The organism is Ruegeria sp. EL01 (assembly GCF_900313035.1).
Taxonomy (GTDB): Bacteria; Pseudomonadota; Alphaproteobacteria; order Rhodobacterales; family Rhodobacteraceae; genus Ruegeria.
The window spans coordinates 1-12,770 of record NZ_OMPS01000046.1; the positions used below are offsets into that span (position 1 = coordinate 1).

16 protein-coding genes and 1 pseudogene are annotated in these 12,770 nt (G+C 56.7%); 6 read left to right on the forward strand and 11 right to left on the reverse strand.

Annotated features, from left to right (window positions below; translation table 11 throughout):
- The 4 genes and pseudogenes from D9K61_RS20430 to D9K61_RS20445 all read right to left on the reverse strand — a co-directional run.
- A pseudogene (locus tag D9K61_RS20430) lies at window positions 1-221 on the reverse strand (IS21 family transposase); the annotation flags it as partial.
- A 119-nt stretch (window positions 222-340) separates the two neighbouring features.
- Complete coding sequence (locus D9K61_RS20435; RefSeq protein WP_120635063.1) at window positions 341-1,555, reverse strand: MFS transporter; 1,215 nt, start codon at window positions 1,553-1,555, stop codon at window positions 341-343.
- A gap of 24 nt (window positions 1,556-1,579) precedes the next feature.
- Window positions 1,580-1,972 (reverse strand): carboxymuconolactone decarboxylase family protein, encoded by a 393-nt coding sequence (locus tag D9K61_RS20440; RefSeq protein WP_120635064.1) that lies wholly within the window; start codon window positions 1,970-1,972, stop codon window positions 1,580-1,582.
- The gene (locus D9K61_RS20445) at window positions 1,969-2,952 is read right to left on the reverse strand and encodes an aldo/keto reductase (protein WP_120635065.1); all 984 of its coding nucleotides are present in this window, start codon (window positions 2,950-2,952) and stop codon (window positions 1,969-1,971) included. Before D9K61_RS20445 ends, D9K61_RS20440 begins: the two co-directional genes overlap by 4 nt.
- 47 nt (window positions 2,953-2,999) lie before the next feature.
- Between D9K61_RS20445 and D9K61_RS20450 the strand changes: the two genes are divergently transcribed.
- From D9K61_RS20450 to D9K61_RS20475, 6 genes are all read left to right on the forward strand, one after another.
- Window positions 3,000-3,944: a LysR family transcriptional regulator gene (locus D9K61_RS20450; RefSeq protein WP_120635066.1), complete on the forward strand. Its 945-nt coding sequence runs from the start codon at window positions 3,000-3,002 to the stop codon at window positions 3,942-3,944.
- A gap of 189 nt (window positions 3,945-4,133) precedes the next feature.
- Window positions 4,134-4,745 (forward strand): hypothetical protein, encoded by a 612-nt coding sequence (locus D9K61_RS20455; RefSeq protein ID WP_120635621.1) that lies wholly within the window; start codon window positions 4,134-4,136, stop codon window positions 4,743-4,745.
- 46 nt (window positions 4,746-4,791) lie between these two features.
- Window positions 4,792-5,577 (forward strand): AfsA-related hotdog domain-containing protein, encoded by a 786-nt coding sequence (locus D9K61_RS20460; RefSeq protein ID WP_120635067.1) that lies wholly within the window; start codon window positions 4,792-4,794, stop codon window positions 5,575-5,577.
- A 126-nt stretch (window positions 5,578-5,703) separates the two neighbouring features.
- Window positions 5,704-6,483, forward strand: a complete 780-nt coding sequence (locus tag D9K61_RS20465) for a hypothetical protein (protein ID WP_216825838.1) — start codon at window positions 5,704-5,706, stop codon at window positions 6,481-6,483.
- A 29-nt stretch (window positions 6,484-6,512) separates the two neighbouring features.
- Window positions 6,513-6,746, forward strand: coding sequence for a tautomerase family protein (locus D9K61_RS20470; RefSeq protein ID WP_120635069.1), 234 nt, complete (start codon window positions 6,513-6,515; stop codon window positions 6,744-6,746).
- A complete protein-coding gene (locus D9K61_RS20475) occupies window positions 6,743-7,435 on the forward strand; it encodes an HAD family phosphatase (protein WP_120635070.1) in 693 nt (230 codons plus the stop codon). The genes D9K61_RS20470 and D9K61_RS20475 overlap by 4 nt, the downstream gene beginning before the upstream one ends.
- Window positions 7,436-8,241: 806 nt before the next feature.
- On the opposite strand, the gene D9K61_RS20480 is transcribed toward D9K61_RS20475, so the two are convergent.
- From D9K61_RS20480 to D9K61_RS20510, 7 genes are all read right to left on the reverse strand, one after another.
- Window positions 8,242-8,967 carry a transporter substrate-binding domain-containing protein gene (locus D9K61_RS20480; protein WP_120635071.1) on the reverse strand — a complete coding sequence of 242 codons (726 nt, stop codon included), beginning with the start codon at window positions 8,965-8,967 and terminating at the stop codon, window positions 8,242-8,244.
- A 32-nt stretch (window positions 8,968-8,999) separates the two neighbouring features.
- The gene (locus D9K61_RS20485) at window positions 9,000-9,776 is read right to left on the reverse strand and encodes an ABC transporter ATP-binding protein (RefSeq protein WP_120635072.1); all 777 of its coding nucleotides are present in this window, start codon (window positions 9,774-9,776) and stop codon (window positions 9,000-9,002) included.
- A gap of 125 nt (window positions 9,777-9,901) precedes the next feature.
- The gene (locus D9K61_RS20490; RefSeq protein WP_254055836.1) at window positions 9,902-10,654 is read right to left on the reverse strand and encodes a phosphate/phosphite/phosphonate ABC transporter substrate-binding protein; all 753 of its coding nucleotides are present in this window, start codon (window positions 10,652-10,654) and stop codon (window positions 9,902-9,904) included.
- Entirely contained in the window at window positions 10,651-11,088 is a 438-nt protein-coding gene (locus D9K61_RS20495) for a TerB family tellurite resistance protein (protein ID WP_120635073.1), read from the reverse strand. The genes D9K61_RS20490 and D9K61_RS20495 overlap by 4 nt, the downstream gene beginning before the upstream one ends.
- A gap of 20 nt (window positions 11,089-11,108) precedes the next feature.
- Window positions 11,109-11,558: a TerB family tellurite resistance protein gene (locus D9K61_RS20500; RefSeq protein WP_120635074.1), complete on the reverse strand. Its 450-nt coding sequence runs from the start codon at window positions 11,556-11,558 to the stop codon at window positions 11,109-11,111.
- 42 nt (window positions 11,559-11,600) lie between these two features.
- Window positions 11,601-11,894, reverse strand: a complete 294-nt coding sequence (locus D9K61_RS20505) for a DUF1330 domain-containing protein (RefSeq protein WP_120635075.1) — start codon at window positions 11,892-11,894, stop codon at window positions 11,601-11,603.
- Between the two features lie 70 nt (window positions 11,895-11,964).
- Window positions 11,965-12,741: an isocitrate lyase/phosphoenolpyruvate mutase family protein gene (locus D9K61_RS20510; protein WP_120635076.1), complete on the reverse strand. Its 777-nt coding sequence runs from the start codon at window positions 12,739-12,741 to the stop codon at window positions 11,965-11,967.
- Window positions 12,742-12,770: the final 29 nt, after the last annotated feature.

Below are 12,770 nucleotides of genomic sequence, written 5' to 3' on the forward strand. Positions count from 1 at the left end.
TCACGCAGTCGCTCGCAGATCCGCTTGGCAGTATGCCGCTGTTTGCGCGGTCGTTGCCGATCTTCCGACAACCATTGATCAATGATCCCGGTGAACCCATCCAGCTTGGGCCGCCGGATCGGTGCTGACCGCCGGTAGCCGGGCGGGACCGAAAACGCCAAAATCTTGCGAACGCTGTCACGAGATATCCCGAAATGCCGGGCCGCTTCTCGCTGGCTCATGCCCTCGGCACAGGCCAGACGAACTTTACGATACAAATCCACGGAAAAGATCCTCCCGCCCCCCTCCGTTACGAAAAGAAGGGCAAAGATGGACGACTTTTACGCCGCCCGCAGCAGGGTCATCCCGCCGCTTCCGTGGTCGACTTTCTCACCGCCGTTCTCACCTGAGGTTCGCGCAGCGCAGCGATCGATATGAACCCAATGCAAACCAACACCGCAGAGCAGAGAAATAGGCTGGATAGGCCAGTGGTCTCTAGCAAGCCTGCTCCGAGCGCCGCGCCAAGGCCAATTGCACCATTGAAGAGCGCCACATAGATTGCGGATGCTTGGAGGGCGTCTGCGCCCGCTTCCTTCAATACCCAGGTTTGCAGGCCGACAAGGATCGCTGCGATGGCTCCGCCCCATATGATTAGTACCAAGGCGATGCCCATTACGCCGATGCTGGCTCCGAGTAGGGTCAGCGCACTCAGCGCTCCGCAGGCCAGAAGCAGTGAGACCATCACAATCGTCTTGAGCCAGGAATCGATCAGTGCACCGGTCACCATGTTCGCTGCGATTCCAGCGGCTCCGAATGTGAATAGCAAAGGCGCGACTGCGCGGATCGAAACCTCCTCTGCTCCCGTGAGGAAAGGTTCGATGTAAGTGTATGCCATGAAATGTGCCGTGACGGCAAAAAGCGTGGCCGCAAATATTCGCTGGAAACGACTATTTGACAAGATGCGGATCAGCGGTCGCACTCCGACGTTACCGGTGCCTTGCACGACTGGCACGGTGATCCACATCGCGAAGGCTACGCCCAATGATAGCACCCCAATGGCCAGAAATGCGATGCGCCAGCCCGCCCCGACTCCGATCAGGTTGGCAAATGGTACGCCCAGCACGCTAGCGACTGACACGCCGCCAAAGATGATGGAGGTCGCCAGGCCTACTTGCCGAGCGGGCACAATCTGGGCTCCGAGTGTTCCGATCATCGCCCAGAATGCGCCATGGGCGATGGCCCCCAGAACCCGAGCGCCCATGAGCCAGGCAAAACTCTCCGACAGGCCTGCAGCAAAGCCGGATGCCGCGAGAACAACCATTAGCCCGATCAGCAGTGGTCGCCGCGGCACGGCGCCAAGCCAGACTGCCGAGGAAATTGCTGCTGCTGCGGCAATCCAGGCATAGAGTGTCACGATCAGGCCGACCTGTCCGGTGGGTACCCCCAGATCGCCGCCGATCTGGGAAAGAAGCCCAATCGGCGCGAGCTCAGCGGTAACAATGGAAAAGCTGCCGGTGCCGAGTGCGGCAATAGCCAGCCAGGCGCGGTAGTCGGCGCGCTGAACATCTTGGGACATAAGTTGGGGACTCCGTTTCTAGGATCAAGTTTCGGTGGTCTCAAACGCTTTTCTGGCCGAAGCGATGGCGTTCATCGCTGCAGGTACTCCGGCGTAAACAGCGATTTGATAAATGATCTCGACAATTTCCTGTCGGCTCACGCCGCAGTTCAACGCAGCGCGTATGTGAAAATCGAGCTGACTGGGTGCGGTGCCTTTGGCGCCGAGCATCGCCACCGTCAGCATCTCACGCGTCTTCAGATCTATTCCATCCCGACCAACCACATCGGCGAAGGAAAACCCGAGGATTAGCTCGACCGCATCTGCATCGAACGCATCGAGATTGCTGGCCACACGTTGAGCTGCGCTGGGTTCCAACCGCTCGAGCAGGGCCAACGCACTGGATCGGCGGCTGGCATCATGGGTGCTGTGGGTCATGCGTCCACCCCCTTCATGCCTTCGGGAGTGTACCGCTCACCGACCACTGGCACCTGTTCGATCGCTGTTTCGAGCCGGATGCAGTCCCGGGCTGTAAGATCAACCGATGTGGCGCTTGCATTCTCGCTAAGGTATTTGCGGCGTTTGGTCCCCGGGATTGGGACGATGTCGTCACCTTTCACCAACAGCCAGGCAAGCGAGAGTTGCGCCGAAGTACAGCCCTTTTCGGCGGCCATATCAGCGATCACATCGGCAACGCGGCGGTTTTGATCGATCGCTCTTTCTGCAAAGCGCGGCAGCGAGGCGCGAAAATCGCCCTCTTCCAGTTCGTTGGTTGACTGGAAGCGGCCGGTCAGGAAACCGCGGCCAAGCGGCGAATAGGGCACGAAGCCCACACCCAACTCACGGCATGTTGGCAGAACTGAAGCTTCAGCTTGTCGCGACCAGAGGGAATACTCGGTCTGGACAGCCGTGACGGGATGAACCCCATGCGCTTTGCGCAAGGTTTCTGCGCTGACTTCGCAGAGGCCGATATGGGAAATCTTGCCCTCTTTGATCAGCGTCGCCAAACCTTCCATCGTTGCCTCAATCGGCTGTTTCGCGTTGACCCGGTGCACATAGTAAAGGTCTATGCAATCAACCCCCAGCCGTCGTAGCGACGCTTCACAGGCAGCACGAGCGTAGTCCGCACCGCTGTTCAGGCTGCGCTTGTATTCACCGGGATTGCGAACGATCCCGAACTTCGTGGCCACACGGACATCCGCACCGCTTTCATGTAGGAATGTTCCGATAAGTTCTTCGTTATGATGCGGCCCGTACATGTCGGCTGTGTCGAAGAAATTGATGCCCAGTTCGACGGCCCGCGCCAGAACATTCAGCGATTCAACGTCATCGCGCGGCCCGTAGAACTCGCTCATCCCCATACAACCGAGCCCGATGGCCGACACCTCAAGGCCTTGACCAAGTTTACGTTTCTGCATGATAGACCTCCTTGAATGTCAGGGAATGAGCATGGCATACCCCTTAGATGGAAAAACTAGAGAATAATGAGAACACGATTTCCATAATCGGAAAGCTCGATGTAAAGGGATTGGTTTGGGACGACGCGCGGGCGTTTCTGGCCGTGGCCCGACATGGCACGCTAAGTATGGCAGCCAACGCTCTGAACATTGGCATCGCCACACTTTCGCGTCGGATCAACCGGCTGGAAGAAGCTCTGGATGTACCCTTGTTTGTACGGCACCAGACGGGCTACCAGCTGACCGAAGATGGCAGCGATCTTATCGAGAAAGCCGAAGCGATGGAGGCGGCGGCGCTGGCTTTGAGCAGTGGTGCGAGACAGCAGGCGCAGTTGACCGGCAAGATCCGTTTGGCGACGGCGGAAAACCTTGCAAGCGGGTTGATCATTCCGGCGTTGCCCGAATTCCAATCCAAACATCCTGGCCTGATGGTCGAGATCGTGACCGACATTACGACTGTAAACGTGCATCGTCGTGACGCCGATCTGGCGCTGCGTATGGTCAAGCCGCAACGCGGCAATGTTACACTCAAACGTTTAGGCACTCTTGGTTATGGGCTCTATGCAAGCAAAGACTATGTCAAACGTCGTCAGGTCGGTGCCGACCACGGCAGCTATGAGACGGATGCGTTCGTTGCTTGGGGCGAAGTGCAAGCACATTTGCCCGCCGCGCAATGGGTTGAGCGCGTGCTTCGCGGTCGATCACCGGCGATCATCACAACGTCGCTCTCAACGCAGGTATCGGCCACAGCAGCCGGATTGGGTCTTGCTGTCCTGCCGCATTTCCTGGCGACGGATGCAAATCTGACCTGTGTCTCTTCTGACATTGGAATCGATCAACCAATCTATCTGGTAATTCAATCTGATCTGGCGCAATCCCGACGAACGCGGGCCCTAGCCGATTTTCTAAGCGAACTGGTGGTTTCCAATCGGGCACGCCTTCGCGGGTACTGACGTTCAAGTCCAACCAATCGCGCAGCTTTATGTTTTCCGATTCCGGAAAACATGTTTGCATTTTTCTCCAATGATTCCGATTCAGGAAAACGCTATCCCCGTCTATACAACGTTGAGATGTAGACTGGCTGCATGGCTCCCCTCAATTCTGGCCAGCTCGCTCCAGCGTTATGAAACAAGGAGATGGATATGCCAACTGAACTTCTATTGATTTCCCGTTACCCCACGAAACCCGGTGCTGCATCGAGCCTTGCGGCCGTATTGAAACCAACAGTTGACGGCCGCACTTTGGTTGCGCTTGACGCTGATGAAGTCGTAACCTTGGAACAATTGGATGCGGCTGAAGCACTCGATGCCCTTCGCGAGCGGCTGGGCCCCGTGGCAGCTGATTTCGCCCATCATTTGAGCGGCGACATTCGCCGTGAAATTCTTGATTTTGTAGAGGCCCCTAAAACAGGTGGCAGCATGCTGCCGGACACGCCTTACATCCAATTGCGACATGTAGAGGTGAACCCCGACGAACACGCCGCCTACCTCATCTGGCGCGACGAGACGATCTTCGAAGTTGTCCGCAACGCGGACGCTGTAGAGAGTTTCGTTGCCTTTCACTCGGTAGTCAGCGGCCAACCCGGGGTTATGTTTGTGTCGGGTTTCTCGGTTGATCCCGCAACCTATAGCGCAGTCTTTTCCTCTGAGCGCTACAGCACCATCGTGCAGCAGGCCGGTGATCGCTTTATCACTGGCGGAACCAGCGGTCTCTACACAAAGATTTACGCGGAGACCACCAGACTCGCGGCCTGATTCGGGCGAGCAGACACTTTATCACAACTCATTTTGGAGACTTGCAATGACCGATAAATTTTTGACCTTCGATACACTGATCGTTGTTGCCGACAAATTCGCTGAGTTCACATCAGGCAAACCCGCGGTGACGTTGAGCCAACTTCGCGCGATGTTGGTGTTGCCCGAACATATGGTGTCCGGCCCGGTGCAATTACTGCCCGGCCAGGGTCTTTCGGACCTTGAGATTGCCGATCTCCTCAAACAGATTGCGGCACTCGACCCGACTGGCAGCCGATGGGATCTGACTTTGTTTCAAAATCTGTCAGATCGCGCCGACGCAGAGTTTTCACACAAGCGAAAGTCCTGCAATACACTGATCGGTAGCCCGACAAAGGTCGCGAAGGATACCTATTTTCTTGATCTTCGGATCGACCAAGAATGTGAATTGATGGGCGATCACCAGACCGGACAGCACGTACAGGGGATGTTGTTGGTCGAAGCCGCGCGGCAGTCTTTCCTCGCCGTGACCGAAAAATACCTGCTGACCAGCATGGCGGAGAAGACGTATTTCGTCATCACGTCCATAACAACCGAGTTCAAGGGATTCGTTTTTCCGCTGCCGGCGCACATTGAGTATCGAGTCTTGTCGAGTAACGTGAACGAGCGGCGTCACAAGTATCAGGTCGAAATGGATTTCGTCCAGGGTGGCGAATCACGAACACGCGTTGGCTGTGCCTTCACGGTCTATCCGCATCAGGTCATTACACAAAAAGAAGCCACGCTGGCGCTGGACGCAGCAAAATGTGCCCTCGCGAGCACAAGCGCCAAAGTGCCCGCACGTGCTGCCTAAACCGTTCATTTGCTCGGCGCCTCCTCCGAGAGCGCCGAGCAACGATCAGGCTGAACCGATATGATTCAAACAACCTATGACCTTTCAGTGACCACGCAAGGGCCACTTTACCCTCCAAGCGAAGTCATGGACGAAGATGGCAATTTCATTGTCATCGGCGCTGTAAACCAAGCGTTCGGCGACCGCGTCGAAACGAAATGGACGGGCGCAATCGTGTCACCCGAAAGCCCGGTGCCGGTTTTTGGCGATAAGGCACCTCACACCATCCTCGAGCACTTTTCGCCCGATGCTCCGTTACTGCCGCATCTTGCCAATAAAATGCTCCATACGTTGCCACTACCGTTGCCTTGCAACAACTACCCGATGTTGTTCGCACCCCAGCAATACCCCGACGCGAACACCGACACGCGGCCAAGCTATCCGTTTCACAAAGCACCCATCCCGGATTTTCTTCCTGAACATGGACGGCAACTCCAGCGTCCCGTTAGACTCCACGATTGGGTTGAGGCGAGGGGGCGGATTCGCGTCGCGCTCGAAGATGAAGCGCGCGTTGCCCGTTTCACTTTTAAGTTCGATGCTTTGCTGCCGCGCGCGCTCTACACGATCATGACGCTGCGCGAGCACGATCTTGATCCGTCCGGCCCTACACGACCGGGTCCCTTGGGTGTGCCGAATGTATTCGTGACCGACAGTTCAGGCAGAGCAAGCTTTGAAGCGGTACTACCCGACCCTTTTCCGGGGCCGGATCGCCCTGGTGGAAACCGCGTTATCAACGTGGTCGTGCTGTGGATGAGCAGCCAGATGAGCTATGGTGGCGCCATTGGTCGCTATGGCTTGGGTGGCGATATCCACGCGCAACTGAAATTTCCCACACCAATGTTTCAAGACCTCCAGACGCGGGCTTAAGTCGCGTTGCCGATCTGAAAGGACCAATCATGCCAGTCATTCAAATCTCGACATTCAAGATGGAAGACCCACAAAAAGCCGCGATGCTTCTAGAGGAGGTAACGGCGGCAATGCACCGCGTTACGGGCGTTCCGCTGGATAAGATCAGCGTTTTCCTGAACGAGGTCGAGCCCTCCCGCTGGGCAGACGCCGGAGTGGTGGGCTCGCATCCTGATTTTCAGACTCTGAGCCGTAGGAAGACCTATGAGGAGGAAAAAGTGTGAAGCGCTTTGCCTTTTTTGATGTCGACGACACCTTGATCTCGGTGAAAAGCATGTTCGATTTCTACCGGTTCTGGACACTGGATTGGCGCGATGATCCTGCCAGTCTGGAGATGTTTGAAACAGACTTCGCCGAATTGAGAACCAATGGCGCGTCGCGCGAAGTTCTTAACAGAGCATATTACCGTTACTTCACCGCAGTTGATCCGGAGGAGCTTAGCAAAGCGGCTCAGACTTGGGCTGCTGCTCGGCTCGACAAACCCGAACGTTTCTTCTTAGCAGAACCGGTGGCTGAGCTCAGGGAGCTAAAAGCAAATGATATTGAACCGGTTTTCGTTTCCGGATCGTTTAAAGCTGTATTGGACCCAATCGCGAATTACCTTGGCGTAGACTGGATTCTAGCGACCAAAATGAAACGGGGTGCAAACGGGTGTTTCACAGGCAAAATAGGAGTGCCGCAGACAATTGGAGTCGGCAAGGCTGAGGCGATCCGGACTTTCCTGACTTCGCAAGCCGCTGACGCTGCAAACTGTCTTGCATTTGGCGACGACATTTCGGATCTGCCGATGTTGCTGTCCGTTGGCACACCGGTTGTCGTCGGGTCACACGCCGAACTTGCGGCACACGCTAACGCTGGTCGGTGGCGCAGGCTTCAGGCTTTGCCAATTCAACTGGAAACCAATGCAACATAGCACCCAATGCCGGCGCAGCGACATTACCACACCCCGCTCGGTTCAAGCCCTTAAGCCAGATTTCATGATGTCCTTTGCCCACATTCACGCAGCCGCAGCGAATTGGCGCGCTATCCCGCATGATGTAAATCTCGGACCTGTTTCCGAATGTCGGCTTTGACGATTTGGGCAAATCCCGAGCCTTCAACTCGTGACCGGCTCTGTCCGGACGCCGGCGGCACCGGCCCTCGGCCGGAAACAGAATGACACATTCTCCCTGCGGCCCATGTGCTATGAAACCTCTCTCGTCCCGAGCCAGCTTGTCAGCGCGTCCGCAAGTCGATGTACGCCCCGTTCCGTCCCAGGGGGTCACGATCCCTGTTGCGGGGATTGACACTAGGGCAAGGATTATGCCGCCAAAAAAGGAAATTCAGATGCTCCGATCAGAAATGCCGCCTTTGATTTCATTCGAAAACTGATAACGCCAAAGGAAGTTTTTTTGAGGGGAATTTCACATAATTTGTTTCATGCCAATAGCTTACCGGATTCACACAGATGGGCTGGCAAGGCCATACTGGCCGATTGCCCCAAATTTCCAACCGGACCACTGGCTTAGGTCTCATGACAACTGAGTCGAACCGCTTTTCCTCTGTCGTCGCCGCAAAATCCCGGGCTCCTGAATATACCTTCCGGGTTCCGCGTGCATGGAGTTAAGCGTTACGCTTAAAGTGGACACAACGCCCCTCCCCTTCGGGCAACAGACGAACTAGTTGGCCAACCCATAGACAGGCCTGCATCCTGATTGGGACACAGGCCCGCATACAGTCTTAGTTGTAAATGACGGCGCCCTCACCGAACCATTTAATGATCATAGTATTCAGCGAACCATCTTCTTTCATCGAGGTAATGGCCGCATCAAACTTGTCGCGCAACTCGCCATCGGATTCGCGCACGCCCAGGCCAACGCCATCGCCCAGCGGAACGTCTTCTCCGATAACGACCAACTCGCCACCGGATTCTTCGACGATCGGCACAAGATAATCTTTATCCGCAAAGGCGGCATCTGCTTCGCCGTTACGCACGGCTGCGATTGTTTCCTCCGGGGTCGCAAATTCGACCAGAGTTGCGCCGGATTCTGCCACATGACCCGCCTGAATAGTCGAGGTTTGGGCTGCAACAACACCGCCAGTCACATCGGCCGCGTCAGACGTGGCGACATATGCAGATGCGGTCGGTGGAAAATAATCCTGAGTGAAGTCGATGACCTCGTCGCGTTCGTCGGTGATCGACATCCCGGCTGCGATGGTGTCGTAGTTGCCCGAGACCAGGTTCGGAATGATCGAATCCCAGTCATTCTTGACCCATTCGCAGTCCAGTTCGGCGCGTTTGCACAGCTCATCACCCAGTTCACGCTCGAACCCGTCGATCTCACCGGCGTCATTGATGAAGTTGTACGGAGGATAGGCACCCTCGGTCCCCATGCGGACGGTGTCCGCCATGGCCATGCCAGCGGTCAGCGCCAGGGCTGCAGTGGTCAGAATCAGGTTTTTCATTGGTTACTCCCCAGTTTGTTTCTTCCTGAAAATTATGCCGCCTGAGTGGCGGAGAGAAAGCCCCGAAGCCGTTCGGATTCGGGGGACGTAAAGATATCTTCGGCAGTGCCTTCTTCTTCGATCAGGCCGTGGTGAAGAAACACAACATGGCTGGAAATATCCGCGGCCATCTGCATGTCATGGGTCACGATGATCATGGTGCGGCCCTCAGCCGCCAGATCCTTGATCACCCTGATCACTTCCTGTTCAAGCTCGGGGTCCAGCGCCGAGGTGGGCTCATCAAACAGCAACGCCTCAGGCTCCATGCACAGACCGCGGGCAATCGCCGCCCGCTGTTGCTGGCCACCGGACAATTGGGCTGGATAGACATCGCATTTATCGCCGATGCCAACTTTTTCCAGGTACCTGCGGGCGCTGTCCTCAACCTCGGCCCTGTCACGGCCCAGAACCGTGACCGGCGCTTCCATCACGTTCTGCAAGATGGTCAAATGCGCCCAGAGATTGAACTGTTGAAACACCATCGACAGGTTGGTGCGGATGCGCAGTACCTGTTTGGGATCGGCCGGGCGGCGATGGTGGTGGCTGCCAGTCCAATGCACCGGTTCGCCCTTGAACATGATCTCGCCTTGCTGGCTGTCTTCCAGCAGATTACAGCAGCGCAGCAGGGTCGATTTGCCCGAGCCCGACGAGCCGATCAGCGACACCACGTCACCCCGATGGGCCGTAATGTCGACCCCTCTTAACACTTCGAGATTGCCAAAGCTTTTGTGAAGGTCCTTGATCTCGATAACGGGGGCGGATTCTGTCACGGATGGTCCAGTAGTTTGTGGTGTTGGTGCGGTACTAGGGCTTAAAAATCAGAGCAATGCAATGCGCAAATCACCAAACCAAGCCCAGAATCCACCAAAGTGACCAGACGTTTTCGTCAAAACGGTCAGCTACCGTGCCGCAGCACCTGTGGCGTACGCGGAGTTGGGACGGCAAGATATTGATCCGCACCTATCGGGATCAACCCTCGGATGTGCAGCATCTGTTTGTCTTCGTCAGACAAGTCACAAATGGCCGCGCGAACCGCGCCCGTAATGCGGGCCACATCTTGCCCGAGCGCAGTAATGTAAGGCAACGCCGGGGTCGGCGTAGTGGCCGCTACCTCACGCAACTTACCCGCCAAATCAGTATGCTCTTGTAGCAAAAGCCAGGTCAGGGCATCCAGAGAGGCGAAATCGGCCGCCCCATCTGCAACCGCTTTAGCAGACAACGCATGTCCGCCTGTCTCCAGCAGCGTCGCGGGTGTCAGGCTCATCTGGGATAGATGGGTGATTGGTGCAGCCCAACCCGATTGGGAAAGAGCTTCGTTATAAGCAAAAACCCCTTGCACAAGCTCCTGCAGATCACACTGATCTTCTGACCGGGCTACAATCACCGAGCGGTAATATCCCGGCGGGCATCCGGGCAATCCGTAGTCCGGTGTGCCGACCAATTGCACGTGACCATGCAGCTTGGTTCTGTAGGGCATTCCGCAGGTTTGGGCGAAGATCAGGTCGGGGTTTAGCCAGATGTCCCACATGTCGCAATCACGGGTCAATTGTACCGGACCCTCGTTCAGTCGGGTGCGAATCAACTGCCAGAACCGGTCATTTGCTGGCCGTACAGCAGGCATGTCGTACATGCCCAGCAAGGCTGTCACGATTTCGCCACCCTCTGCCGGGCCATTGCAGAATCCACGTCGCTGACGCCCAATAGGCTGACCACCAAACGCAGCAGAGAGTCTTCTTCGCCGGTGCGATGACCGTCAGCCAAGGCAACCGACCAAAGCGCCTGAACCACGGCCAGCCTGTCCTCATAGGCAACAGCCTCTTTGATCGCGCGGGTAAAACGGACGGTATCCGGTGCTTCTGACTCCAGGTCTTCCGCCCGGGCGCGCAGGGCCGCTGATTCGAAAGGGGACAGGCCGTACCGCTCGGCCGATATTCGGTCGATCCGGGCCATTTCGGAATCAGCATAGTCGTTGTCGGATCGTGCAATGCGCACCAATAGGGCCGTCAGGGCCAGGCGGGCATCGTCATCGACCAGCGGATCGGGCTGAGGCTGGGTCAGCCGGGACAGAAAATCACTAAACATGAGACAGTTATAGACCCAGCTTAGCCGGCATCCAAGCGAGATTGCACACGCTCGCGCGCAGCCTGACTGTCGTTGAAGCTCAGACCCATTGCGATTCGAGCTTCTTCGACGATCTTCACTTCGCCTTCATCCATGTTGCCATCTGCGACGACGACTTCCCAAAGGGCCTCTAGCGCAGCCAGACGTTCTGTCAAATCGGTGGTTTCGCGGATCAGCTTTCCAAACGTATCGGTTTCAGGGGCTGCAGCGTGAAGTTTTTCACAAGTTGCACGAACTTTGGCGGCTTCGATTGCGTTGTGCTGATAAAGGCGCGCAAGGATGCGATCGATCAGGCTGATCTCTTCCAGCTTGTAGTCCCGATCCGCCTGAGCAACGCGCACCATCAGCGCCCCCAAAGCCAGTTCGGCATCCGGGTCGGGCAGGTGATCATGTTGCGGCGGTCGGAACGCCTGAAAGAGCTTTTTCAACATCGGGTCAGTTTAGTCCATATTTTGTGGTCCGCCAAGCGCGGACTACCCGTCATAGCCCTCAATGATCACAAGATCGCCGGTCGAGACCGGGTCACGCAGGGCTTTGGCCTTTTGATAGGCTTCGCTTTCATAGCAGGCCTGTGCATCGGCGTAGCTTGGGAATTCGACGACAACCGTGCGGGATCGGGCCTGACCTTCGGGCTCGACCCGCTCACCTCCACGCACAAGGAACTTAGCGCCGTATTTGGCAAACGCGGCACCATTGGCGACGATGTAGTTCTTGTATGTCTCCATGTCGTGCACATCGACATGGGCAACCCAGTAGCCTTTGGCCATGGCGTGTCCTCCTGTGGCTTCCCGCGCAAGGTGCGAAGGAAACCAAAAAAATGCAATCCCCTAAAGGTGGTCAGGCCGACGGGTTAATCGCCTTATGCGCATTGTCCTGCAGCCAAGCGAGCATTTGCCGATAGGGCACGGGCCCGTAGCTGATCCGTGCCACGCCAAGCCCAGCGAGAGTAGGTGTGTCGGGCGTTCCAGGCAGGGCGATGATGTTGACGGGCAACTCGGTCGCGTCGCAGAGGCGTTTGATCAGGGTTTCGTCCTTCAGACCAGGGGCGAAGAAACCGCTGGCCCCGGCATCGGCATAGGATTTGGCACGGGAAATTGCGTCGTCGAGCATCGCGTCAGTATGAGTGTCGGGCGCGGCTTTCAGAAAGATATCGGTGCGTGCGTTGATGAAGGCAGGGATGCCCGCTGCATCGCAACCTTCACGCATTGCAGCGACCCGGGCCGATTGGGTTTCGGTGTCATACAGGTCTTTGGTGCCAATGATTTGGTCTTCAAAGTTGAAGCCGATGACCCCGGTTTCAAGAGCGCGCTGAACGTTGACTGCGATCTCAGTCGGATCCTCTGCGTAGGCGCCTTCCAGATCCAACGAGACTGGCAAATCTACCGCCGCGACGATCCGGCGGGCGTTGTCCAGCGCGTGATCGAAGGGGATGTTCTGGCCGTCAGTAAAGCCCTGCGCCATCGCAACAGGTGCACTGCCCGTGGCCAGCGCCTTGGCCCCGGCATCACGTACGGCACCGGCGCTGCCTGTGTCCCAGATATTATAGAGGACAATCGGATCGCCCTTTTTATGCAGGGCGGCAAAGGTTTCTGCGCGGGTGATTTGATCAGTCATGGCCGGTCTCCTGTCAGCGTGTTGAAGAC